The sequence below is a fragment of the Acinetobacter sp. B51(2017) genome (assembly GCF_003711395.1).
In the GTDB taxonomy this organism is placed as follows: Bacteria; Pseudomonadota; Gammaproteobacteria; order Pseudomonadales; family Moraxellaceae; genus Acinetobacter.
Map to the genome: position 1 here is coordinate 1 of NZ_PJRJ01000018.1, position 25,747 is coordinate 25,747.

The window sequence follows — 25,747 nt, forward strand, 5'->3', positions numbered from 1 at the left end:
CGCGAAAGCATCACTGTCTGCTTTTGATTATATTATTCGTTCTGGACAATAATTCAGCCTAAACTGTACAAGGTCGAGTGTGCAAGCACTCGGCCTTTTTTACATTTGTTCAACAATTCATCATCTTTATTTTTATAATTTTTCAGCATATATTGCCTGTGGGCCGTTGTCGGACAGATAATTAAAAGGAATATAGAATGAATAAATTACTCGTTGCATTAGGTTTAGCTGCTACTGTTGCTTTAGTCGGTTGTAGCAAAGAAAAAGCGCCAGAAACAGGTGCAACTACAGGTCAACATCTAGAAAACGCAGCTGATCAAGCTGCACATGATGTAAAAGATGCGAGCCAAAATGCAGCGAATGCCACTGCAACTGCGGTTGATAATGCCGCTGAGTCAACTGAGCGTGCTGCAAATAATGCTGCGGCGCATGCAGAAGCTGCAGCACATAATGCTAAAGAAGCGGCGAAAGATGCCACTGCTGCCACTGCCGCAGCCGTTGAACAAGGTGCTGCTAATGTAAAAGAAAAAGCACAGTAATCACCACGTATGCTTCAAAAACGCCTCTCTTGAGGCGTTTTTTAATGCTAAATAAGATTTATATATGAATTTAACTTATATCTTAAATTGGTTATTCTCAATAATATTTAATACATTATCATTCTACATATAATATTTAATTATAAGATTGCATTACAATGCAGCGCTATTGTTTGCTGTTGTTTGTGTATTTCATGTCTATTGTTGCAGCTCCAGCCAATCGTTCGAATATTTCGATTTGGGTGGCGAGTATTTTCTTAGTACTAGGGACCTTGGGTGCCTATCAATTTGTGGGCTTAAACCAAGCCTTATTATTTTTAATTGGCGGCGCCTTAGGAATGACGCTTTATCATGCTTCATTTGGTTTTACATCTAGCTGGCGTGTCTTTATTAAACAAGGCCGTGGCCGTGGTTTACGTGCCCAAATGATTATGCTGGCCGTGGCTGTATTATTGTTCTTCCCAGCCTTAGGTGCAGGCGAACTATTTGGCAATCCCGTTAAAGGCAACGTCAATCCTGTATCTATGTCAGTGATGATTGGCGCCTTTATCTTTGGTATTGGTATGCAATTGGGTGGCGGCTGTGCATCGGGGACTTTGTATACCGTTGGCGGTGGTAGCTCGCGTATGTTAGTGACCTTAGTATTCTTTTGTGTTGGTTCGTTAATTGCGACGAGCCATCTAGAGTGGTGGTTTGCTCTACCAAGTTTAGGACCAATGTCTATGGTCACTAGTCTTGGGGTGATGCCTGCATTATTGCTGAACTTTGTACTGTTTGCCTTAATTGCTTTGGCGACCGTCTGGGTGGAGAAAAAACGCCATGGCAGTTTAGAAATTGAACCACAAAGCCAACATCAAGGGTTTAAACGCTTCTTACAAGGGCCTTGGCCTTTAATTTGGGGTGGTTTAATTTTAACTGTGCTTAACTTTGCCACCTTAGCCTTAGCAGGTCGTCCATGGGGCGTTACCTCAGCCTTGGCAGTTTGGGGTGCTAAAGCTGCCATGCTGGTAGGTGTGGATGTGAGCGTATGGGATTACTGGCAACAACCCAGTAATGCCAAAGCCTTAGCCAACTCATTATGGTTTGACATTACATCTATGATGAACTTTGGCATTATGCTTGGTGCTTTATTGGCAGCAAGTCTTGCAGGTAAATTTGCACCTAATTTTAACATTCCAGCACGCTCCTTAATTGCCGCAATTGTGGGCGGTATTTTATTGGGCTATGGTGCACGTTTGGCATATGGCTGCAATATTGGTGCTTATTTTAGTGGTATTGCCTCAGGCAGTTTACATGGTTGGTTATGGCTGATCTTTGCCTTTATTGGCAATGGTGTAGGTGTCAAACTACGTCCAATCTTCTTTCTAGATGAAAAACCACAACCTGAAAAATTAACAGGTTGCTAACTAAAAAGCCCATTTCGATGGGCTTTTTTATGGTGTTCAGTTTAGTATTTAAAGCGGTGATGTTGATTATTTTGTCTGTTGGATGCGTTGCTTAATACAAGCAAACTTGGCAAAGTAAGCCTGAAGACAGGAGCTTTAATATGCCTTTACAACAATTATTACAGTTACAACATCCTATATTTCTGGCCCCCATGGCAGGTGTGACTACCCCACAATTGGCAGCTGAAGTTTCCAATGCGGGTGGTCTAGGTGCTTTAGGTTTAGGTGCGCATACCCCAGCCCAAGCATTGCAGCAAATTTTAGCCACCCAAGCACTCACCGACCGTCCATTTCAAGTCAATTTCTTTTGTCATCAAACTCAAGTACTCGATGCTGCACAGGCACAAGCATGGCGTGAATATATGGCGCCTTTTTTTCAAAAATATCAGGTACAACCACCACAACAACTCAATTGTATTTATCCAAGCTTTTTAGACAATGACGATTATTTAAAAGTGGTCTTAGAAACGCGCCCTCAAGCCGTGAGTTTTCATTTTGGTATTCCGCATCCACAACAAATTCAGGCATTAAAAGCCGCTGGCATTGTGACGATGGTCTCTGCCACCAATTTAATCGAAGCCCAAGCCATTGAAGCAGCGGGTATTGATGTGATTATTGCCCAAGGCATTGAAGCTGGTGGACATCGTGGTATTTTCAACCAACATCTAGACAGTGCCATTACCACCAAAGATTTAGTACAACTATTAAGCGCACATTGCAGCCTACCGATTGTCGCGGCGGGTGGCATTATGAATGGGCAACATGCAGCAAAAATGTTAAATCTAGGTGCCAGTGCAGTGCAAATGGGTACGGCTTTTATTCAATGTAAAAGCTCAAATGCCAATGCAGCCTATCGGGCAGCTTTATTTAAACAACCTGTTACACAAATTACCAGCAGCATTTCAGGACGTCCTGCTCGCGGTTTAATTAATCATTGGCATACTCAAATCGATCATCCACAACGACCAAATGTCGCCGCTTATCCCTATGCCTATGATTTAGCGAAACAATTAAATAGTATTGCTGCCGAACATGATCAGTATGATTTTGCTGCCTTTTGGGCAGGCACACGTGTGGCACAAATTCGAGCCTTAGAACCCGCCGATTTAATTAATCTCGTTGTACTCGAAATGAAGCTACCTCGCACATTTTAGTTTAATATCAGCTCGCTTATTTTTTGGGGAAAAATTGTGGGCTATGTATTAATTTTTTTAGTGGTAGTTGGATTTGGTGCGGATATGTTGCAAAACAAGTCGCAAAAACAACCGGTAGCGACAGTAGAAACGATAGCAACTCCTTAACGCACTACACTAAAAAAACCGCCTTTTAAGGGCGGTTTTTTTTGCTTTTAAATTTTTAAGGTTGCAGTAAATTTACAGCTTCTACTTGTACATCACTCATGATTTCACCATGGGCAAGCAATTGATTAAAGTACTCCTCAACCACTTTAAATTGATCTACAGTATTTTCTACTTTATACATATTTTGCCGAAATTCATTGCTAGAGCGTAAACCTTTGGTGTACCACGCAATATGTTTACGTGAAATTCGGCAACCTGAGTATTCACCATAAAATTCGTACAATTCGCTTAAATGACCGAGCAACACCTGTTGTACTTCTGCAATAGAAGGTGCAGCCAAGTGCTCACCCGTTGCTAAATAATGCGCAATTTCACGAAAAATCCATGGACGACCTTGTGCAGCACGTCCAATCATCACCGCATCAGCACCAGTATAATCCAACACATATTTGGCTTTTTCTGGGCTATCAATGTCACCATTGGCAATAACTGGAATACCCAGCATACTTTTAACATCTTTAATCAGACTATAACGTGCTGTATTTAAATACATATCTTCACGAGTACGCCCATGTAAGGCCAGTGCAGCAATCCCTGCTTCTTCAGCACGTTTAGCAACACGCATGATATTTTCTTGACCATTTAAATAACCAAGGCGGGTTTTTAAGGTGACAGGAACATCCACCGCCGCTACGACTGTATCTAAAATCCGTGCCACTAAATCTTCATCTTGTAACAATGCCGAACCTGCCAGCTTATTACAAACTTTTTTGGCTGGACAGCCCATATTAATGTCAACAATTTGCGCGCCATTAGCCACTTGATAACGTGCAGCTTCCGCCAAATCCTGTGGATCAGAGCCAGCAATTTGCGCGGAGATCGGTGCCAATTCGCCGTCGAAATTGGCACGATACAAGCTTTTTTTACTCATACGCAAGGTTTTATCTGAGGTCATCATTTCACTGACCGCATGCCCTGCGCCAAAATATTTACATAAGGTACGGAACGGTCGATCCGTCACCCCTGCCATCGGTGCAACGATCAAATTATTTGACAGTTGATAGGGACCAATATACATATATATTCTTAACTTTTACGATATTGTGAGTATACTGCATCTACCTTTTCAGCTCACCTGTTTACTGCGTGTTTATGGTTATGAAAAACGCTTGTTTGCCTGTTGTTATAACAGCCCTTAGTTTAAGTTTAACGGCCTGCGGTGATACCGCATGGTGGAATAATCAAGATGAACCGAGCTTAAACACTGAACAAATTCAAAAGCTCATTCCAACGCGTGTCAATCAACGTGAAGCTTGGGCCAAAGATATTTATGACATTAGCAAGCAGTTTGGTATTCCTCAAAATAAAGATAACATTTGCAGTATTATTGCAGTGGTCGATCAGGAATCTAACTTTGTGGCTGACCCGCAAGTCGCTGGCTTAGGCACAAAAGCGGTCAAAGAAGTCGAAGATCGTTTAGAAGAAAAGTTTACTGAAAAATTAGGTGAAAAGATTGGCGGCACAGTAGCAGGTTATTTCCAAGATGTTCTACGTAATCAACCTACCCCTGACAATAATTATTTAAGCCAAATGCGCAAAGTCAAAACTGAGCGTGAATTAGATGAATTATATCGTGAAATTTTTGACTATATGTCCAAACATTACCATGTCAGTGCCTTAACAGGTGCTGCTAAATTAGTGGGTCAAGATATTGGCGAAAAAATGAATCCGATTACCACTTTAGGCTCGATGCAGGTGCATATTAGTTATGCCAAAGAACATAAGCGTCAAGGTGGTAATATTGCCGAATTACGTAGCGACTTATACAGCCAATATGGTGGCTTATATTACGGCATCCATCGTTTAATGATGTATCCAGCTGACTATGACCGCGCCATTTACCGCTTTGCTGACTATAACTCGGGCATGTACTCAAGTCGTAATGCCGCGTTTCAAAAAATGTTAAATGCGATTGCTCAAATTGACCTCGATTTAGATGGTGATTTACTGCTCTATAGCAAAGATGGTTCAGAACGTGCACAAAAGAGTCAATCTGAAACTGCGTTAATTAATCTATTTGCAATCGAAAAAGTACTTATTACACCACGCCAAATTCGTTCTGATTTGAAAAAAGAAAAAGAAAAGAAATTTGAAGACACGGCAACTTATAAAGAAATTATACGCTTATATGAGGAAAAAACTGGTAAACAGCCGATCTACGCAGTGATGCCCGAAGTGGTCATTTCAGGCCCTAAACTGAGCCGTGATTACAATACCAATTGGTTTGCCAGCCGAGTTAATGGACGTTATGAAACATGTATGCAACGCGCCAAACGCATCAAAATTTAGCCTTATTTGATTTTGATGGCACCTTGTGTCGCCAAGATAGTTTTACGGGCTTTATTTTTTACGCGCTGAAAAAACGCCACATTGTACGGCAGGGTTTAAAAATTCTGCCGCAAATTCAAGCTTATTATCGCAAGCGCTATCCTGCCGACCAAATGCGGCAGACGCTTTTTTATACCATGTTTAAAGATCAAGATGCGACAAGCATTCAGACCATCGCCAATGAATATGCACAAAGTTTAATTGGTACACTCGATAGCGCGCTGTTGATTCGGCTTAAAGCGCATCAAGCACGGGGGGATCGTGTCGCCTTAGTGTCTGCATCTTTAGATCTGTATCTAAAACCGCTCTGTGATTATTTAGATATTGATTTAATCTGTACCCAACCGCAGATTAGGCAAAGCAAATTGACTGGGCATTATCAAACGCCTGATTGTAGTGCGGAGCAAAAAAGCCTGCGCGTACAAGCAGCTTATGATTTAACTCAGTTTGCGAATATTTATGCCTATGGCAATAGCCACGAAGATGAAGCTTTGCTCGCCCTTGCCGACTATCCATTTATGCTTGGACGAGATCTAGATTTACCACCTTTAGTATTAAAATCAGCATAAAAAAACCACCCAATTGGGTGGTTTTTTATAGCAAGCTTATTTTTTAAATGGGAACGCATATTTCACAATACGTTTTAACACGCTGCCATATTGTTTCACTAAGCTGGCATTGTTGTAGTTTAAGCCATATTTTTCACATACCGCTTCAACCTTAGGTGCCATTTGGCGATAACGACGTGCCGGTACATCTGGGAACAAGTGATGTTCAATTTGATGACTCAAATGACCAGTTAAAATATGGAATGCTTCTGAACCAGTTAAGTTAGATGAGCCACGAATTTGGCGCATATACCAATGACCACGGCTTTCATTTTGCATCACACTTTTTGGGAATACTTCGACATCTTTGGTAAAGTGACCACAGAAAATAATGCTAAAAGTCCACACGTTACGAATACCATTGGCGACCATATTGCCTGTAAATACTGGCAATGCAGCAGGACCTGCAATGAGTGGGAAGAATACATAATCTTTAAACAACTGTTTAGAGATTTTTTTCTTTAATGGCTGCCATTCTGCACTGAGCTGTTGTTTGCTCTTGCGTCCCATCCAAACTTTACCAATTTCTAAGTTCTGGATGGCTACGCCCCATTGGAACAAGGTACAAAATGGGATGCTATATAAAGGCTGTAATAAATGTCCTGGCTTCCAACGTTGCTCTGGGAACAAACGCACCAAACCATAACCAATATCATCATCCATCCCTTTAATATTGGTATAAGTATGATGTTTATAGTTATGGGTTTGACGCCAGTTGTCTGCCGTACCCACAATATCCCATTCGTAAGTCTGACCATTAAACTTAGGATCATTCATCCAGTCATATTGACCATGCATGACGTTATGACCCAATTCCATGTTCTCTAAAATTTTGGCAACGCCAAGTAAGCCTGTGCCTAACACCCATGCTGGCGGGAACCAACCTGCAAATAAACAAGCACGGCCAGCAATTGAGGTATAACGAATGGTTGAGTACACTTTACGAATGTATTTGGCATCTTTTTCACCAATATCATCCAATACTTCTTGTTTAATGGCATCAAGTTCCAGTGCCAAATTATCCAAGTCCGCTTGAGTTAATTCACGGTTTTTCGGATTTTTAAAATATTCGATTTTAACGGGCATATTCATAATTTTTAGGCTCCATTACAGATCAATAATCAGATCCGACTGCGCGGAATTAACACAAATTTTCAATAAATTACCAGGTTCAGCATTTTGAGCACCATTAATGATGTTCTTGGTACTGCCTTCAGCTTTATTGCACGCGCATTTATTACAAATACCCATGCGACAGCCATGCTTTGGCTTAATATTTTGTTGTTCCAAACTCACCAAAATCGATTGACCTTTAGGAATCGTCACAACTTTATTAGATTGAGTTAAAGTCACATTTACAAAGCCAGCTTCTGCACTTGATTCAGCGCTCATACTAAAAGCTTCAGTTTGAATCAATTGAGCTTGGCTAAATACCTGTTCGGCTTGTTTAGCAAAACCAGATGGACCACAGGCATAAACCGTTGCTTGCTCTAGATGATCAACCAAAGCTAAATGCTCTGCGTTTAAACGTGCCGCTTGAGGTGCTTCTTGAGTGCATAACAGCTGAAACTTAAAGTTGCTGTACTGTGCTGACCAGGCTTGAAATTGCTGTACAAAAGCGGCATCGGCTTGAGTTTTCACCCAATACAACAACGTTACGTTTTGATCTGTAATTTGCTGGGTTTGCACTAAATTTTGCAACAAACTGTACATTGGCGTAATACCACTGCCTGCTGCCAACAACACCAAAGGTGCTGTCGTTTTTGGCAACGTCATTTCACCAAAAGGTTGGCCTAATTCTAAAATATCGCCCACTTGAGCTTGTTCAAGCAACCAAGTACTGACTTTACCACCGACGACTTTCTTAACAGTGAGTAACACATGTTTGTCGTCGATTTTGCTCAGACTATAGGTACGTTCATAACGCACGCCATTGACCACCACAAAAACAGGATGATGTTGACCTGCCTCACCCATTTGAAAATGTTTATTCACTTGTAATGTGAAACTTAAAGTGTCCTGTGCAGTTTGATCTTTATGTACAATTTTGCCCAAGGCCTGCTCTACCGACCACAGTGGATTAATTTTTTGTAGCCAAAAATCGGCATCGCGTGGCTCTAACACCGCATTCAATAACACATTAAGAGGAGATTTTTTTACTGTTGTATGCATATTGATGCACCAAAACCGACGACATTTTAATTATTATACACATGTATATATATTTGTATAGATATTCGATCAGCTTTTATCCACTTGATAAACAAATCACAATAAAGCCGCAAAACTCGCTATAATGCTAAAGATGTCTTTATATTCCTTATTCTTATGAACCCGTCTTTAATTCATGCCAGTACCGATGTGCACTCTGCTGAGTCACTGCCAACAGAGCCGGTGATTACGCGTTCAGTAGGACGTAAAGCCACTATTACTAAAGAAGAACTTTTCCAAGCTGCACTCAATTTAATTGGCCCAACCAAAAGTATTGCCGCGCTAAGTTTGCGTGAAGTTGCACGCGAAGCTGGCATTGCACCGAATAGTTTTTACCGCCATTTTAAAGACATTGATGAATTAGCCATTGAATTGATTGAACGTTCAGGCATTGTATTACGGCAAATTTTGCATCAAGCACGTTTAAAAGCCTCTAAACAAAGCAGCATTATCCGTACTTCAGTTGAAGTCTTTATTGAACAGCTCGATGCTGATGAAGGCAACTTAAGCTTATTATTACGTGAAGGTTATACCGGTTCTAAATCTTATAAAGAAGCAGTAGAACGTCAGTTAAATTTTTTCCAACAAGAACTTCAAGAAGATTTAATCGTTTTAGAACGTATTAATCGCAGTAAAATTGCACATCCTGACTTAGTAGCCAAAGCCATTACCCAATTGGTATTTAATATGGGCGCTAAAGTGATTGATATGCCAAGTGAAGAACGTAAAGTGGTGGCTGAGCAAACCATGATTATGTTACGCATGATTTTAGAGGGCGCACGTCATTTAGATGAAGCCAAGATTCGTTAATCTGCACTTCATTCAGCAATAAAAAAGCAGCTCGAAAGCTGCTTTTTTATTTAAGTTGGGTTTACGGTTTAACCACAACCATCACTTGAATCGCTTCAGGTGTTACGCCTAAACCATCAAGTAAACTTAAACCTTCTTTTTGCAATTTTCGTAGACGTAAAATTTCATCTTCACGAATACTTGGATTAAATTGTTTTAGGTAAGTTAAACGGTCAATTTCGTATTGCCATTTACCGCCATAGACTTCTTTGGCTTGTTGCTTAAATTGAGGCAACGCAGCTTTGGCAAGTTCTAAAGCTTGAGCATAACGTGCTTCAATTACATCACGGCGTGCTTTCACCACTTGGCGGCAGCTGTTGCCATCTAAATGATGTAAATAAGGTTTTAAAATTTCAGGCGCGATTTTTTGCGATAAATCCTGACCTTTTTCACTTAATAATACACGCACCAATTGTTGCGGTAAGCTGGCTGGTAAGTTCAAGGCTTTTGGTGCTACCACATCAACTTTAAACCATACTTCAACCAGTACAGAACCTTGTGGTAGCGCTGCCGATTTTAAAATCGCTACGTTGGTACTACCAAAGCCTTGCGTATTGATCATTTCCATCACGCTTTCGGTAAATGGATGCTCTAAAGTTAAATACTGTGCATCTTCACGAATTTGCGCTTGGTCACGGTAGAAGGTCGCAGTCATACCTTCTTCGTCAAGCGTTAAACCTTGGACTTGCATTTGATCAGTTGGCTTGATGATAACGGTACCGTTACTTTGCTCATCAAAATCAATGTTGGTTGAAGCCATAAAGCGCTTCATAAACATTGGCAAAGTGGTGTTGTCATCGTAGTCTTCAAGTGCAGTGACAATCTCTTGCGCCACCATTGGACGGCATGAGTTGTACTCAAGCAAACGGTCACGACCCGCTTGTAATTCACGCTCTAAGGCTTCGCGCTGTACAGACACTTCCTCAAGCAAATCTTCAAAACGCTGACCTTGATCACTCAATAAGCAATCTTTTAAATCCACAATGAAGTTTTCTTGTAGGGGTTGTGCCGTTGGTGAAATATTACTAAAGATGTTTAAACCTTCGTTATACCAACGGAACATGCGCTCTTGTGCAGTACCCATCAGGTATGGCACATGAATTTGAATACGGTTTTCTTGACCAATACGGTCTAAACGACCAATACGTTGTTCTAAAACGTCAGGGTTTGCCGGTAAATCAAATAAGATTAAATCTGAAGCAAACTGGAAGTTACGCCCTTCTGAACCAATTTCAGAACACAGTAAAATTTGTGCACCGTATGAGTCTTCAGCAAAGTAAGCCGCAGCTTGGTCACGCTCTAATAAACTCATGCCTTCATGGAACATCGCAGTACGGATGCCAGCATGTAAACGCAGTACGTTTTCTAAAGCTTCAACCACAGGGCCACTACGGGCAATTAAAAGCACTTTTTTGTGTTTTAAATCGACACGCAGTTTTTCCATCAGCCACATAACGCGTGGATCATGTTCCATCCAAGCACCGTCAAGCTGTGCTTCTTCTGGCCACATTTGTTCACGTAATTTACCATCTTTAGACCAGTTTTCTGGTGCAATCAGTGGCGCAGGCTGACAATCACGACCTGGGAAGCCTTGAATCGCTTCACGGGTATTACGGAATAAAATACGCCCTGTACCATGACGATCAAGAAGTTCATGAATGGCACGGAAACGTTGTTCAGGCTGATCTTCAATACGATGACCGAGTAAACCTTCAAGCGCGCTTAAATGCTGTTCTTCAAGCGGCAAATCTGACATCAACACTTCAGCAATTTTAGCGGTATGTTGATATTGCTCTTCTTCATCTAAGAAACGATCAAGCGAGCTAAAGCGCTGTGGATCAAGTAAACGTAAACGGGCAAAGTGACTTTCGACACCCAATTGTTCAGGCGTTGCCGTTAACAGTAAAACGCCAGCGGTTTGCTGAGCAAGCTCTTCAACAAGATCGTAACGGTCGTTACCACCTTCTTCTTCACTCCACATTAAGTGATGCGCTTCATCCACCACCAGTAAGTCAAAGCCCGCTTCTAATGCTTGCTCACGTAAGTCATCATGGTCAATCATCAGATCGACAGAAGCAATAATACGTTGTTCAGTTAAGAACGGGTTTTGTTCTGGGTCGTGTTCTTTGATTGATGCAGTACGAGTTAAGTCAAACAGCGAAAACTCAAGATTAAAACGACGACGCATTTCAATCATCCACTGATATTGCAGTGAATCAGGCACGAGTACCAAAATACGTTCTGAACGACCAGTTTTAAGCTGTTGATGAATAATCAAGCCTGCTTCAATGGTTTTACCTAAACCGACTTCATCGGCAAGTAAGACACGCGGTGCAAAACGCTGACCGACTTCGTGTGCAATATACAATTGATGCGGAATTAAACCGACACGCGAACCGACAAAACCACGTAAACGGCTGCTTTGCATATTGGCTTGCATCAGCATCGCTTCAATACGTAAGTCATACCATTCTTTGTAGTCAATTTGGCTGGCCAATAGACGTTCTAAAGGCTTAGACAATTGAATCGTCGCGCCAATACGGGTTTCGTTTAACGATTTACGTTCTTCTGAACCATCTTCTAAAGTGCGGATCACGTTATAACGTAATACACCACCACGGTCTTCAAATGATTCGACTTTCCACGTGGTGCCTTCTTGGTCATGCAGTTCATCGCCCGCATTAAACACAATACGAGATAAAGGCGCATTGCTGCGCGCATAGACACGGGTTTCGTCGCTCTTTGGGAATAAAATGCTGACCGATCGCTCATCTACATCAATAAGAACACCTAGACCGAGTTCTGTTTCTGTGTCTGACAACCAACGTTGACCAATAGCAAACTGCTGCAATTTTTCCACCTTTATCTGTAAAATTATGACGGCGCTCAACACTTTATTGGAGCAGAAAACACCGTCTTATCGCAATATATTGTGACATAAAGCCCACCAAAAAGTGAGCTTTGTTCAGGTTATTTCTTTGAGCGCTTAAAACGGAACTGGGCAATCAAATGCCACAGGTTTTTCGCGAAATGGATGCATAAAACTTAACTGTGCCGCATGTAAACATAAACGCGGCATTAAGTGTTGTTGTTCAGGCGTGGCATATAAGGTGTCGCCTACAATGGGGTGACCTAAATATTGCATATGCACACGTAGTTGATGCGAACGACCAGTAATCGGTTTAAGTTGAACGCGTGTGACTGGCTGTCCTTGAATGTCAAAATGTTCCAATGCCTGCCAATGGGTCAACGCCGGCTTATCATGTTCAGGCGCGGCAATATGTAATGGCGGACGGCTTGGATCGTAAATCACTGGCACATCCACAATGCCTTCGCCTTGTAGCGTACCTGCCACCAAAGCTTGATACACTTTTTCGGTTTGGCGTTCTTGGAACTGACGTGCAATGGATTTTTGCCCCATTTTATTTAAGGCAAACACTAAAATGCCTGAAGTATCCCGATCTAAACGGTGAATCAGTAAGGTATTCGGTTCAATGGCTAATAAGCGATTGATTAAGCAATCTTGTAAATCCTCAGTTTTACCGGGAACCGTGAGTAGGCCTGCGGGTTTATGAATGACCATAAAATCCCGATCACGATGAATCAGGTGTTCAGTTAGAAAATTACTCAAGATTCCAATCCAAGCTGATCACAAAAATAAGGCGGCAATGATAAAAAGCTTAAGGCATAATTACAATGCAGAATTACATAATTGCTTGGCTTTTTTTCGCTTTTCCGCGAAAAAGCAGCATTAACGCGAATTTAACAAAAACTGCATTAATGCTTGTAGGCTGTTGTGCTCATGAAAATCCTCATAAACAATCTCAGCACCATTGGCACGCCATAAACCAATCAAGCTGACGATGGCCACAGAATCTAAACCATAAGTGCGTAAATCTTCGGTGGGATCAATTTCCAAAGCGTCTAATTCAAGCTGCTCAGCAATGGCAAGTAGAATTCCTTTGGGCGATAAAATCTGCTCACTTGGCGCACTTAATGACCATAAGCGTTTTAAGCTATAGCTATTGATATGCTGAAAACCTTGTGCAGTTAAACTATCTAGCCATTGAATATGTTGTTCTTGATTGCTAAGTAAAATCGCATCTTCAATCAGGCAAATCTGTTCGGTCACGCTATATAAATGCGGCAGAATTTGTTTCAGCATTGGGGTAATTTGTCCAGCAATCATTAACTGCGGGTATTGTGACAATAACTCACCTAAACGCTGCATCCCTTGCATGACGTCATCACCATAAATATCCAGCATCACAATATCTAAAGCTTTGGCTTTTTTAACCAAAGCCCTAAGGTTTAGCAATAACTCATGCTGTTGATTGTCTTGCTGACGTAACTCATGTAAACCCACCAATAACAACACCGATTGCCCTGCTGCAATCTGCCATTTAGCTTGGGAAGGCTGCAATTGGATTTTCTTGGGCATGGGGTACAACATTCATCTTCTCAGCAAACAAAAACGCCATTATAGCAAGCTTGAGCTGAAAAAATTTTTAAACAACTGGGCAGGCAAGTTTAAACCAATAAAAAAGCCCGACATCCTGTCGGGCTTTTTGGGGGTATAGGTTTGCTTGAGGTATAACTCCTGTCGTACCTAACTTTCCATGTGTTGTAGAACTTATCATTGTTGTTTTTGGTTCTGGAAACTTCCTGTTCCCTATGGCTTTAAGATAATAAAAATCTAAACTTAGATATAGAGGCAATTATCACTTTATCTTGTACGCTTAGGCTTACAAAGCTAAAGATTAGGCTGTGCTAAAAATTGGGCAATCGCCTGCTGTGCAATCTCTGCATCTTCATAAGATTTAACCCCAGAAACACCCATCGCACCCACCAATTGACCTTGGTACATAATCGGCTCGCCCCCTTCTAACATACCTGAAAAGCTCTGCATGGTTAAAAATCCCATTTGACCGCCTTTAATAATATCTTCAAACAATTTAGACGGATGACGACTCATGGCAGAGCATTTGGCTTTTTCTAGACATAAGTTGGCCGTCATTGGCGATGCGCCATCCATACGTTTCATGGCAAGTAAAGTGCCTGTGTCATCGACCACGGCGATACTTACCTTAAAACTATGTTGTTTGGCATATTGATAGGCCTGTTCTAATAAAAATTCGGCATCATTTAAAGTTAGATAATGTTTGGTTTTCATCAAAAGTATTCCTTACCTTTAAAATATAATTTCCCCTAATCCTAAAGCCTATATGGCACAAGACAAGAAAGGATTCAGTCAAATACGTTATTTCAAATCAAAACAAAAACCCTCTCCTTTTAGGAGAGGGTCAGGGAGAGGTCTGAATTAACCCTTCATCTCAGCAAACGTTTCTTTTGCCATTTGAATGGTAAATTCAATATCTTCATCCGAATGTGCACTTGAGAAGAAGCCTGCTTCAAATGCCGATGGCGCTAAGTTCACACCGCGCTCTAGCATCCCATGGAAGAATTGACGGAACGCAGCAACATCACATTTCAGCATTGAGTCAAAGCTAGTGATGTCATCTTGATCTGTAAAGTACAAACCAAACATACCGCCGACTTGTTGGGTTTTAAAGGCAATGCCGGCTTCATCAGCAGCTGCTTGTAAACCTGCCAGTAACTTAGCAAGTTTCGCCGTTAAGTTTTCATAGAAACCTTCAGCACGTAAATGTTTAAACATTTCAATACCGGCACGCATTGCCAATGGGTTACCCGACAATGTACCTGCTTGATAAACAGAACCAAGTGGCGCGATACATTCCATCACTTCACGTTTACCACCAAAGGCACCCACAGGTAAGCCCGCACCAATAATTTTACCCAACGTGGTTAAATCTGGCGTTACGCCATAATGCGCCTGTGCACCGCCTAAGCCTACACGGAAGCCGGTCATCACTTCGTCAATAATGAATACTGAGCCATGCTCGTCACACACATCACGAATGGCTTGTAAGAAACCTTGGATTGGCGCAACCAAGTTCATGTTACCTGCCACAGGTTCGACAATGACACCGGCAATTTCAGAGCCAAATTTAGCAAAGCATTCTTTTAAGGTTTCGATGTCGTTATACGGCAGAGTTAAAGTATGTTTAGCAAAATCTGCTGGCACACCTGCTGATGTCGCTTCGCCTTCACCTTTGGTTAAAAGACCTGAACCTGCTTTAACGAGTAATGAGTCTGAATGACCGTGGTAGCAGCCCTCAAATTTAACGATTTTGTCACGCCCTGTATAACCACGCGCTAAACGAATCGCAGTCATGGTGGCTTCTGTGCCTGAGTTGGTCATACGTACCAATTCAATCGATGGCATGATTTCACAGATAATGTCGGCCAATGTGGTTTCGTATACGGTAGGTGCTCCAAAGCTTAAACCATCAACCGCAGCTGTTTGTACCGCTTTAATAATGTCAGGATGGGCATGACCTAAGATCATTGGACCCCATGAACCCACATAATCGACATAGCGTTTACCATCTACGTCAAACAGGTACGCACCTTGGGCTTTTTCGATAAATACCGGTGTACCACCGACACCATTAAAAGCACGTACCGGTGAATTCACGCCACCTGGAATATGTTTGCTGGCTTGTTTAAATAGTTGTTCTTGCTTTGCAGATAAACGCATGTTGTATTCTCAAATAAAAATGAAATAAAAATTTAAGCTTGGTCGGCAAATAATTCTGACCAATCATAGACACGTTGGCCAACCGCAGACATCGAACGATCTAGAACATCACTAATCACAGCACATAGATCGGCACCGGCAGCAATAACCTCAGCTGAGTTTTCAACCGTTAAGCCACCAATCGCACAAATTGGCACATTTAGCTCAGCTTTGGCTTGTTTTAAGGTTTCTAAACCAATATTGCCCGCTTCTGGCTTGGTTTCCGTGGCAAAAATCGCGCCAAACGCTACATAATTAGCACCATCTGCAATTGCTTGCTTAGCCAATTCTAAGGAGTTGTTACAGCTACGCCCAATTAAAACGTTTTTAGGTAAACGTGCTACCGCATCTACAATCGAGCCATCATCTTGACCCAAATGTACGCCTACACCGTAATGCACCGCTGCTTCTAAATCGTCATTAATCACAAAGGGTACTTTGTATTGGGCACATAAATGTTTCATGTACTCAATTTCGTAGCCTTGCTGTTCTTTTGGCACTTTTTTGCGACGATATTGCAATACAGCCACTTCATAGGTTGCCATTGCGCCTTCTAACTTAGCAAGCAATAGCTCAATTGGATCATCGTTGGTAATTAAATATAAACCGCGCATGTGCCAAATACTCTAAATTTAAACAATGGCGCATTATGGCACTGTTCGCCCTTGAGCAAAAGATCGTGGCTGAGTCACTGGCTTTATTCGCAGTTAATTTTATCTAAACTCTGATTTTTTAGACTAATCTTGCCGCGTAGCACATCTGCCAACATGCGCCAATCCGAGATAAAACTGTATAGCGGTTGTTTAAAACTGGCAGGACGATTGCGCTCATATTTAAAATGTCCAAGCCATGCACAGGCATAGCCTGCGGCAATACCATACAATACATAACGTGGCCGTGCTTTAAACAAGGCGACAGCCACACTGGCCAAACCGATGCTGCTGCCTAAAACGTGTAACTGGCGGCTGGTGATATTACGATGCTCACTCAAATAAAAACGATAAAACTGCTGATAATTGTCAATGGGCAACTGCGGTTGTAGCAAAGCGTTCATGTTTAAATCCTTTTATTCTTGTATATCGTGCTATCTAACATGCGACAAGCTGTGCTCAAAAGCAACATAGCCGCCCTGTTCTTCATCTGCTTTTTAGTTACAATGAGGCGTCCATTTTTATAAAAGTGATTGATATGCTTGAAGTCGAACTTAAATTTCAGATTCCTGAGGGGCGTCGTACTGCATTAATGAAAGCCTTAGATCCCAAAAAATCTGCACAACTTCAACTTCAAGCCAAGTATTACGACACTAAAGATAAAAAATTGGCTCAAGCACACGCCGCGATTCGGCAGCGTTTAGAAGGCGACAAGTGGGTACAAACTTTTAAAGCCAGCCGCAGTCATTTAGCCCGTTTTGAACATAACCATGACTTAGGCGTGTTGCAACAATCACCCGATTTAGATTTAAACGTATATGCCGATGTGCCTGAAGCAAAAGAATTATTAAAAGCCGCTTTAGGAGAAGATTTCAAGCAATTAGAGCTGATTTTTGAAACTGATATTGCACGTACTTTGCGGGTACTACCGTATGGTGAAAGTGAAATTGAAGTGAGTCTGGATATTGGTGAAATTCGCGCCCAAGGTCGTCGCCAAGCTGTACACGAAGTCGAGTTTGAGCTAAAAAGTGGCTCGGTGCAGGATTTGTTGGCCTTTAGCTTTGAATGGGTGAAAAAATACCAATTGTGGCTTGATGTACGCAGCAAAGCTGAATTTGGGAATTTATTGGCAGATGATTTAACGGTTAGCCCCGCCAAAAGCGTTAAAGATTTACAACTCACCAAAAAAGACACGGCTGATGCCAATGTACGCGCTTTAGTGGCACAGCAGATGCAACACTTATTACCCAATATTGCAGCGATGTCGGCTGGCGTAGCAAGCACTGAGCATATTCAGCAAGCGCATTTGGCTTTGCATCAATTACATTTGACGGTATTACTGTTTAAAGATTGGAGCGCAGATATTTCCGATAAATGGGCGCATCAATTGGCCGCATTTAAAGGTCAATTTGAGCAACTAAAGCATTTACAACATATGCAAAGCACCTTAGAACAGTTGCTACAAAACCCCAACACCACTGCCAGTCTTGCTCAAGATTTACTGTATGCCACAGAAAAACTCAACAACTTGGTACGTTCAACCCAAAATGTGCATCACTTTTTAGAGTTGCTGACCTTTAGTTTAGGACATGCCGAACCAAACTCTTTATTTGATTTAAAAACCACCGCGCAGCAGAGCTTACAGCAACATTATAAGCAACTCGCAGATGCGCTCAATCAGGCGACCATTGAAGATTTAAGCTCGATTGACCCACTGATTGGCGCACTGCAACAGCTCAAATTTAGCTTCCCTTTGCTCACGCAAATTTATGATGTGAAAAATTTGCAAAAATATGCCAAAGCCTTACACGATGCTGATATTGCTGCACAAGAATATTTGCTACTTAGTCTGGCTAGCCAATATTTACAAGATACAGAGTTAGCCGCAAGTGATTGGTTTGCCTTGGGTTGGCTCACCGCCAAACAAGAAGTCTATGCAGAACGTGTCTTAGAAGCCACGGCGCAGTTCTTATTCAGTCGTAAATTTTTAAAATAAGCCGCCTTTGGCTTACATCTCTCGGCTCATTTTGGGTATATAGTCATTAAAATAGTCAAAAAAGAGCCGCTGAGATGTCTGAGATTGAGCTTAAATTCCAAATTCCAACTTCACAAAGAAATGCCTTAACCGCCGCCATTTTACAGATGCAGCCAACGTCTGTTGCGCTCGTGGCACATTATTACGATACTCCAACGTTGAGCTTAGCCGAGCAGCATATTTCTTTACGACAACGTCTAGAAGACCGAGTTTGGAAACAAACCCTAAAAGCCCCCAGCCCCCAAGCTGCTAAACGGCTGGAAATTGATATTACTCTAGCGCAAGTGCCTAAAAAACTGGATTTAAACTGCTATCGACAACATCCTCAAGCGAAAGCCCTGTTAAAACCAGTGCTAAAGAAAAAATCTATGCTGGCGCGTCAGCTCAGTACCGACGTCAAACGCCATGTTTTAGAGCAACAGCATCACAACAGTTGTATTGAAATTGCCTTAGACCAAGGCTGGTTAATCACGCCGCACAAAAGAACCAAAATTTCAGAAATTGAATTTGAGCTAAAAAGTGGTCAAGTGCCTGACTTAATTGCGATCATCCGACCATGGGTCGAACAATATGCTCTGTATTTAGACACACAAAGTAAAGCTGAGCGTGGCTATGCCTTATTACAGAATCAAGCTGAGGCTGCCACGTATCAAAGCGCCTATGTCCTTAAGCCTTCACAATCATCTGAACAGGCATTACGCAGCATGGTCAATCAGTGTTTGCAACATGCCTTGCCCAATGCCAGTGCAATTGCGCGTGATAATTATCATGCTGAGCATGTCCATCAACTACGTGTGGCGATTCGCCGCCTAAGAACTGCTTTTAAAAGTTTTAGAGATTGGACAAACGCTGACTTAACACTGTGGCAACAACAACTTAAAACTTTATTTCAACAGTTGGGCGCAACCCGTGACCAAGATGCCTTAACTGAAAGCTTAATCCCGCAGTTACAACAAGCAGGCTCTCCAATCCTAAAATTACCGCAAAACGCAGGCAAAAGCGTGAATTTATCGCGTTTGTTACAAGCGCCAAGCACCACTTTATTGTGGCTGGAATTAATTGCCTTTAGCCAAAGCCCTGTGCATCAAAAAGTAGATCCTCTGCCAAAATTGGCACGACAGCGCATCGTGAAGTTACAAGATCAAATCATGCACCAAGCAGCGCAGTTTATGGATTTAAGCATTGAAGAAAAGCATCACTTACGCAAACGCGTCAAACAGTTGCGTTATAGTCTTGAGTTCAGCCGAGGTTTATTTAAAGACAAAACCTTAAAAGCCTATTTAACTGCCTTAAAACCTGTGCAACAAGTACTGGGGGAATTTAATGATTTAAGCGTGGCCGAAACCCTTGTCTGCACGGTGATTGAAAAAGAGCCGCGCTATTGGTTTATATTGGGCTGGCTCAGAGCACAACAACAGCAGGTCTTAGCCCGTGCTGCACTGGTGTTACAACAATTTAGTACACAGGCCAAGTTTTAAGTTTAGTACTGCCGAATCAGCTGAGAAAATGTAGACTGAGCATGATCTGGGCCTTGGCTTAAATGAGCCGTTTTAGGATTCACATGCGCGCGCTGCTTCCACTGCGCTAAGCTTAGGCTTGGATCAAGTTGCCCATGGTCATATAAATAGTTGGGTAGTAAACCTGGTAAGACCACCCGATAATCACGCGGTATATTGCCCATGGCATGCTCCATGAGGTCAAATAAAATATTGGTGCAATTACTGACTAAGGTGTTGTACCAACGTGGCTGATGATTCAGACGATTGGCTTTATTCAGATATTCTAAAAACAGCATCTGCATTTCGGTGTCTTGCATTTGAATCGGATAAAGATAGACATCTTCATTACGAATATTACTGCGTGTATAAATCACATCATTTTCATCACCCACCACCAGCGCCAATTCATATTGGCGAAAAAAGCCGCCTACAATCGAAAAGCCTTCGTGTTGTTCTTGGCGCACTTCTAAAGAAAATGCCAAATGCTGGCCATCTTTAAAGCCAAAGCTTATAAAGGCATGGGCAACAGGGCCTTGAATAAAGTGCGAAATAATTAAATCTACCCGATTAATATTTTCTAAAGCATAGCGCCGTGTTTCCCATTGCGTGGTGTAGTGCTCCTTGCTGTGCCAAATAAAATTACGCACATTGTGAATCTCGACTTGCCCATCGACAAAGCGATAATTCACTAAACGCTCGACATTGCTTTGCCAATTGCGCTCATTGTACGGCTTGAGTAAGAAAAACACCCCGACCAGCAGTACAAAACAAATCATATACAATGCAGGCAGCGCTTTTAAATACGACTGAGTAGGCGTGCGCAAGTAAAAACATAGCCCAGCAAAGATCAACCACAAACTGATCAGCAGATCACTGAGTGCAGCTGATACGGGTTGTTGTACCCAAATAAATAAACCTACCCAAAGACTGGTGGCAAGTAAAAAAATCGCATAACACAGCACAATCCATGTTGGCATAGCACGTCATTCTTGTTGTTTTATTCACCTTAGCCTAACATGCAGTATATGGGATGTAGTATTAATATTTTTAACGATTTTTGGCAAATATCTTCCATGTTCCGTTATCAGCAATCGGGTCACTATAGCTATCGTTACGTTGTTTACGTGGTTTATCGCGTGCATCAACCAATTTAAAATGCGGCTCAACACTTAAGACAATGCCATTGACGTAAAAACGGGTACGGGTATAGTCACTTTGCCCATGCTGAAACACATAGGTGCGTAAATCAATAAATTCACGGTGCGCGACCAAAGCTGCAGTGCTGTCTGTGGCAAGCCAATCTTGCATGGCAAAGATTTCGCTTTGTTCAAATTGACCACATTTCTCAATTAAGCTGGCTACACCACGAAAAGTTTTGGATTCTTTGGCACGCGTTTTATTAATGCGAATCCGATCCACATGAAAATAAAATAACGGTAAGTTTAAGTGACTCGGCAAATGAATCGCATCCACGACCTCGCCTTCATCTGCCATAAAAGGTTGGAATAAATCTTGTGCCCGAGTAATGAGTTCTTGCCACTGTGCTGCATAGCGCTCTACTTGTGTGGCTGAACCATAATAAATCGGTAATCCTTCGACATGAGCCAACTCTTGTGGTGGCCAAACTTGCTGACGCAACAGCGCAATATCGTTTTTTAAACTTTGTATCGCAATCGCATTATCCTGCATCTTATCCCTCTTCTGAATGCTTAGGCTATTTTTAGATTAAGGCAAAGGTTTAGTTTCTGCAAGGCTTTGCCTATAATGGCGCTTTAGATATTGATGTTTAGGAACAGTTCATGGTTCAAAAGATTGAAGCAACCGATGTAACCGAAGAAGAAGCGTTAAATGCGGCTTTCTTTGAACGGGCTGATGCATTTATTAAACAAGCCAATGATTTTTGCAGCATTGAAAAAGGCTCAAGCGTAAAACCACATGATCTGCGTGGTCAGGTCAGCTCTGCAATGTTGTTTGCTGCCTCACGCTTTAATACTTGGGTTGCTGCCAACAACTTTAAAGATGGCGAAGAGATGCGCGCGGCCAAAGAACAAGTGATGTCATATTTATTGCAACAATTCCAATTGATGCTTGAAGATAACTATGATGAATATTGCGACCAATTTGAAAACTATTTACGTTTCCGTCGCACTGAAGAACATCACGCGCATAAACATGAGCATAAACCGCACGATTAATTAAAAAGCCCTAGATGGGGCTTTTTTTTACGCGCTTTACAGCTCAATTTGAGCTTGCATAAATAAACGCGCATAGCCTGAAATTTCAATACGTTCATTATCAAGCATTTTGCAATACAAAGTACCGCCACGGCTTGAGGCTTGATAGGCAGTTAGTTCAGTTTTTGCTAGTTTTTCTGCCCAAATCGGGATGATCCCTGTATGAATTGAACCTGTGACAGGATCTTCAGGAATGCCATTGGCTGGTGCAAAATAACGTGATACGCAGTCATATGCGACTTGATCACTGGCAAGACTGGTGATCGCAACATCTAATTGGGTTGCATCTGCGGTAATGGCAGTACGCACTTTGCCCATGGTTTTAAGCAGCTCCATATTTGGCTTTTCATCTAAAATATCTTGTACCGATTCATAGACCACAATATAAGCCTGCTGGTTTAAATACACCGCTTTAAAGGGTTTCGTTAATGCTTGGCGTAACACATTTGGCACATCTGTCACCAACTCAGCACGGCGCACTGGAAAATTCATACTCATTTTGCCATCTGCATGTTGCGTGACAATAAAAATACCTAAATTTTTGACATGAAAATAAATGGTTTTTGCTGGGCTAAACTCTTTAAAGATGACAAAACTACTGGCTAAAGTGGCATGGCCACAAAAATCCACTTCTGTGGTTGGCGTAAACCAACGAATCTCAAAATTTTCCTGATCTATTTTTTTGACAAATGCGGTTTCAGATAAATTATTTTCTAAGGCAATATTTTGCATCAATGCCTCGTCAAGCCAGTCATCGGTAACAATCACGGCGGCAGGGTTGCCTTTAAATAATTGTGTTGTAAACGCATCTACTTGATACATCTGCATAATTATGCTTCCTCATTGATTTAGCTATATTTTAGTGACTTTTCTTGCTAGGCTCCGCATAATTCGCATTTCACGAGTGCACATCATGCTCAAACATTTACAGGCTGTACCTTTAGATAAGGCCTATCGTTTAATCAATCATGGGCCAACGGTGTTAGTGTCCAGTCAAGATCAACACACTACAGGCGTAATGAGCGCTGCTTGGGCCTGCGCTTTAGAGTTTAGCCCAGCCAAAGTCACTGTGGTACTAGATAAAAGCTGTAAAACCCGTGAAATTATCGAACATTCAGGTCGCTTTGCCTTACAGGTGCCTACCCTACAACAAATTGATCTGGTCTATGCCTTAGGTATGATCAGCCAATATGATGCACCAGAAAAATTACGTCAATGTGGGGTGGAGTTATTTCACTTTAAGGGTCATGCAAACCTTCCCGTTGTCCAAGGGTGTAGCGCATGGTTGCTGTGTGAGTTAATTCCTGAGCCGCATAACCAACAGCAGCATGATTTATTTATTGGTCGTGTGGTCGCAGCTTATGCCGATGAACGTGTTTTTCGTAATGGACACTGGCACTATCAAGATGTAGATCCAAGTTTTAAGAGCTTACATCATGTGGCAGGTGGGCATTTTTATACGATTGGTGATGCCGTGTCTGCACCGCAGTCCAAGTAAACTATAACCTGCTGTCTGACAACACTAGGCAAACAGCGCCCAATTGGCTAAATTTAAAGCAATAATAAAAAACTCAAGGAACAGGATGTTCTCAATTACACAACGGCTGAGTATTTTTTTAATGCTCAGCACCGCGCTTGCTGTCGGGATTTTACGTTTTTCTTATACCGCATTGTTACCCAGCACCCGTTTAGCATTTGAATGGAGCACCAGCTTTGCTAGTCTGTTGGGAAGTGCCAATTTGTTGGGTTATCTAATCGGTGCATTTTGGGCCATGCGTTTGGCGCAAAATGTGAAAATGCTACATTATTTAAGCACGGCAGGTTTAATTGGCAGTTTAAGCTTATTCTGCTGTGCCTTTGTAGGCTTCGATGGCATTTGGTATATCAGTTGGCGGATTATTTCTGGCATCTGCGGTGGCCTATTGATGATTTTAGCGCCTACCGTGGTCGCACAGTGCTGTGATGCAGCAAAACGCCTACAAATCAACTTTATTGGCTTTAGCGGTGTCGGTATTGGGGTGCTGGCTGCCACCTTATTTTCACCTTACTTAGATCGTTTGAGCATTACAACTGCATGGCTGATTTTGTTTGGCTTTGCATTAAGTTTTAGCGCACTCATTGCCGCGATTATTTATCCCTTTAAAGCGCAGTTAGATCACAACACCCAAACTATGGCGCCCAACACGCCTGCTGATGGCTTATATAAAAGTTTAATTTTGGTGTATGGCTGTAGTGCCTTTGCCTATATTCCACATTCCTTGTTTTGGATTGATTATTTAACTCAAAGTTTAGCTTTATCCTTGTTTTGGATAAATTTTAATTGGATTTTATATGGCTTAGGTAGTGCCTTAGGGGCTGTAACAGCCTATTACTTAGCAGTGCAACTGGGTAATTTTAAGGCCTTAAAAGTACTATACAGTTGTTATGTTGCGGCGATTTTATTTGCTATTTTTAGTCAAATTCCCTTATTAACCTTTTTATCCTCGTTTTTAACGGGTTTACTCAATCCTGCTGTGGTGTTTTTAACCTCATACACCATTTTACAACGCTATGGCTTGGCTTATAAAAAGCTTTGGAGCATGGCGACCATCACCTTTGCCACCGTGCAACTGATTGGTGGTTTAAGTTTTAGTGCCTTACAAAGCATGCAAATTTCCTATAACCAACAATTTATATTAGCGGCCTTAGTGCTGTTAGGTGGATTAATTTATTTCCTGTTGTATTTAAAGCGCCATGAATTACAACAAAAAAATATACTAGCTCAACGCACTTCCTCTTTAAAATAAGGATAAGGATTGACTGCACCTTGTCCTTTTAAATAAATTCCATAGTGCAAATGTGGCGGTGTTCCTCGGGCATTGCCCGTATTGCCGACATAGCCTAGCAGTGTGCCCGCTTCCACCCAATCGCCCGCTTGGATATTGGCTGCATAATCATCCAAATGTGCATAATAATGCGAACTAAATGCAGGTCCAGTCACCCAAATCACTTTACCACCCAAGTTATTGGTGCCTACTTCACGTACAACGCCTCGAGTTGTACTGAGTACTGGGGTACCACGTTTGGCAAAGATATCAACCCCTTCATGCCGTCGTCCCGCACTTCTTGCAGCACCCCATGTATCACTAATCTGACTTAACTGTACCTCTTGTACAGGTAAGCTGAGTGGTTTGGACAAGGGTTGACGTTGTAAATGCCAATACCAATATGGTGTTTGCCAGCCCAACCTTTCTGCCTCAGATGGTGGCTGACAAGCGCTGAGTAGCAGCATCATGACACTGAATAACAGCAATTTGCTCATACGTCCTCCAAATAATAAAACCCTCA

At 41.9% G+C, this 25,747-nt stretch carries 25 protein-coding genes; 11 read left to right on the forward strand and 14 right to left on the reverse strand.

Annotated features, from left to right (window positions below; translation table 11 throughout):
• Positions 1–197: 197 nt before the first annotated feature.
• The 3 genes from CYK47_RS09715 (at position 198) to CYK47_RS09725 (ending at position 3,138) form a co-directional block, all read left to right on the forward strand.
• On the forward strand, positions 198–539 hold the full coding sequence (locus CYK47_RS09715) for a hypothetical protein (protein WP_122901239.1): 342 nt from the start codon (positions 198–200) through the stop codon (positions 537–539).
• A gap of 194 nt (positions 540–733) precedes the next feature.
• Entirely contained in the window at positions 734–1,945 is a 1,212-nt protein-coding gene (locus CYK47_RS09720; RefSeq protein ID WP_122901347.1) for a YeeE/YedE family protein, read from the forward strand.
• Between the two features lie 140 nt (positions 1,946–2,085).
• Positions 2,086–3,138, forward strand: a complete 1,053-nt coding sequence (locus tag CYK47_RS09725) for an NAD(P)H-dependent flavin oxidoreductase (protein WP_122901241.1) — start codon at positions 2,086–2,088, stop codon at positions 3,136–3,138.
• Between the two features lie 202 nt (positions 3,139–3,340).
• On the opposite strand, the gene dusB is transcribed toward CYK47_RS09725, so the two are convergent.
• Entirely contained in the window at positions 3,341–4,363 is a 1,023-nt protein-coding gene (dusB, locus tag CYK47_RS09730; protein WP_122901243.1) for a tRNA dihydrouridine synthase DusB, read from the reverse strand.
• A gap of 80 nt (positions 4,364–4,443) precedes the next feature.
• Here dusB and CYK47_RS09735 point away from each other — a divergent pair, with 80 nt between their 5' ends.
• Positions 4,444–5,634: a DUF1615 family protein gene (locus CYK47_RS09735; RefSeq protein ID WP_228722440.1), complete on the forward strand. Its 1,191-nt coding sequence runs from the start codon at positions 4,444–4,446 to the stop codon at positions 5,632–5,634.
• A complete protein-coding gene (locus CYK47_RS09740) occupies positions 5,601–6,242 on the forward strand; it encodes an HAD-IB family phosphatase (protein WP_122901247.1) in 642 nt (213 codons plus the stop codon). The genes CYK47_RS09735 and CYK47_RS09740 overlap by 34 nt, the downstream gene beginning before the upstream one ends.
• 36 nt (positions 6,243–6,278) lie before the next feature.
• Here the strand turns inward: CYK47_RS09740 and CYK47_RS09745 are convergent, their stop codons facing one another.
• Complete coding sequence (locus tag CYK47_RS09745) at positions 6,279–7,373, reverse strand: fatty acid desaturase family protein (RefSeq protein ID WP_122901249.1); 1,095 nt, start codon at positions 7,371–7,373, stop codon at positions 6,279–6,281.
• Positions 7,374–7,388: 15 nt separating this feature from the next.
• Entirely contained in the window at positions 7,389–8,453 is a 1,065-nt protein-coding gene (locus CYK47_RS09750) for a ferredoxin reductase (protein WP_122901251.1), read from the reverse strand.
• Between the two features lie 156 nt (positions 8,454–8,609).
• On the opposite strand from CYK47_RS09750, the gene fabR reads away from it, so the two are divergent.
• On the forward strand, positions 8,610–9,302 hold the full coding sequence (fabR, locus tag CYK47_RS09755) for an HTH-type transcriptional repressor FabR (protein ID WP_122901253.1): 693 nt from the start codon (positions 8,610–8,612) through the stop codon (positions 9,300–9,302).
• Between the two features lie 61 nt (positions 9,303–9,363).
• Here the strand turns inward: fabR and rapA are convergent, their stop codons facing one another.
• From rapA to CYK47_RS09790, 7 genes are all read right to left on the reverse strand, one after another.
• The gene (gene rapA / locus CYK47_RS09760; RefSeq protein WP_122901255.1) at positions 9,364–12,201 is read right to left on the reverse strand and encodes an RNA polymerase-associated protein RapA; all 2,838 of its coding nucleotides are present in this window, start codon (positions 12,199–12,201) and stop codon (positions 9,364–9,366) included.
• Positions 12,202–12,327: 126 nt separating this feature from the next.
• Positions 12,328–12,972, reverse strand: coding sequence for an RluA family pseudouridine synthase (locus tag CYK47_RS09765; protein WP_122901257.1), 645 nt, complete (start codon positions 12,970–12,972; stop codon positions 12,328–12,330).
• 120 nt (positions 12,973–13,092) lie between these two features.
• Positions 13,093–13,794 (reverse strand): phosphopantetheine-binding protein, encoded by a 702-nt coding sequence (locus CYK47_RS09770; RefSeq protein ID WP_122901259.1) that lies wholly within the window; start codon positions 13,792–13,794, stop codon positions 13,093–13,095.
• A 300-nt stretch (positions 13,795–14,094) separates the two neighbouring features.
• Entirely contained in the window at positions 14,095–14,514 is a 420-nt protein-coding gene (locus tag CYK47_RS09775; RefSeq protein ID WP_122901261.1) for a GlcG/HbpS family heme-binding protein, read from the reverse strand.
• Between the two features lie 147 nt (positions 14,515–14,661).
• Complete coding sequence (gene hemL, locus CYK47_RS09780; protein WP_122901263.1) at positions 14,662–15,963, reverse strand: glutamate-1-semialdehyde 2,1-aminomutase; 1,302 nt, start codon at positions 15,961–15,963, stop codon at positions 14,662–14,664.
• Between the two features lie 32 nt (positions 15,964–15,995).
• Positions 15,996–16,616 (reverse strand): thiamine phosphate synthase, encoded by a 621-nt coding sequence (gene thiE / locus CYK47_RS09785; protein WP_122901265.1) that lies wholly within the window; start codon positions 16,614–16,616, stop codon positions 15,996–15,998.
• An 83-nt stretch (positions 16,617–16,699) separates the two neighbouring features.
• Positions 16,700–17,056: an Mpo1-like protein gene (locus tag CYK47_RS09790; protein WP_122901267.1), complete on the reverse strand. Its 357-nt coding sequence runs from the start codon at positions 17,054–17,056 to the stop codon at positions 16,700–16,702.
• Positions 17,057–17,190: 134 nt separating this feature from the next.
• Here CYK47_RS09790 and CYK47_RS09795 point away from each other — a divergent pair, with 134 nt between their 5' ends.
• Both CYK47_RS09795 and CYK47_RS09800 read left to right on the forward strand, forming a co-directional pair.
• On the forward strand, positions 17,191–18,648 hold the full coding sequence (locus tag CYK47_RS09795; RefSeq protein WP_122901269.1) for a CYTH domain-containing protein: 1,458 nt from the start codon (positions 17,191–17,193) through the stop codon (positions 18,646–18,648).
• Between the two features lie 74 nt (positions 18,649–18,722).
• On the forward strand, positions 18,723–20,165 hold the full coding sequence (locus CYK47_RS09800) for a CYTH and CHAD domain-containing protein (RefSeq protein ID WP_122901271.1): 1,443 nt from the start codon (positions 18,723–18,725) through the stop codon (positions 20,163–20,165).
• 2 nt (positions 20,166–20,167) lie between these two features.
• Here CYK47_RS09800 and CYK47_RS09805 read toward each other — a convergent pair whose 3' ends face one another.
• Together CYK47_RS09805 and CYK47_RS09810 are read right to left on the reverse strand one after the other, a co-directional pair.
• Positions 20,168–21,163: an Lnb N-terminal periplasmic domain-containing protein gene (locus CYK47_RS09805; RefSeq protein WP_122901273.1), complete on the reverse strand. Its 996-nt coding sequence runs from the start codon at positions 21,161–21,163 to the stop codon at positions 20,168–20,170.
• A gap of 70 nt (positions 21,164–21,233) precedes the next feature.
• On the reverse strand, positions 21,234–21,875 hold the full coding sequence (locus CYK47_RS09810; RefSeq protein WP_122901275.1) for a hypothetical protein: 642 nt from the start codon (positions 21,873–21,875) through the stop codon (positions 21,234–21,236).
• Between the two features lie 110 nt (positions 21,876–21,985).
• On the opposite strand from CYK47_RS09810, the gene CYK47_RS09815 reads away from it, so the two are divergent.
• Entirely contained in the window at positions 21,986–22,381 is a 396-nt protein-coding gene (locus CYK47_RS09815) for a DUF3144 domain-containing protein (protein ID WP_122901277.1), read from the forward strand.
• 36 nt (positions 22,382–22,417) lie between these two features.
• Here the strand turns inward: CYK47_RS09815 and CYK47_RS09820 are convergent, their stop codons facing one another.
• Entirely contained in the window at positions 22,418–23,248 is an 831-nt protein-coding gene (locus CYK47_RS09820; protein ID WP_122901279.1) for a PhzF family phenazine biosynthesis protein, read from the reverse strand.
• A gap of 85 nt (positions 23,249–23,333) precedes the next feature.
• On the opposite strand from CYK47_RS09820, the gene CYK47_RS09825 reads away from it, so the two are divergent.
• A complete protein-coding gene (locus CYK47_RS09825; RefSeq protein ID WP_213072425.1) occupies positions 23,334–23,918 on the forward strand; it encodes a flavin reductase family protein in 585 nt (194 codons plus the stop codon).
• Positions 23,919–24,003: 85 nt separating this feature from the next.
• Complete coding sequence (locus CYK47_RS09830) at positions 24,004–25,206, forward strand: YbfB/YjiJ family MFS transporter (protein ID WP_122901281.1); 1,203 nt, start codon at positions 24,004–24,006, stop codon at positions 25,204–25,206.
• Here CYK47_RS09830 and CYK47_RS09835 read toward each other — a convergent pair.
• Positions 25,182–25,721, reverse strand: a complete 540-nt coding sequence (locus tag CYK47_RS09835; RefSeq protein ID WP_122901283.1) for a M23 family metallopeptidase — start codon at positions 25,719–25,721, stop codon at positions 25,182–25,184. The two genes, CYK47_RS09830 and CYK47_RS09835, sit on opposite strands and share 25 nt — an antisense overlap.
• Positions 25,722–25,747: the final 26 nt, after the last annotated feature.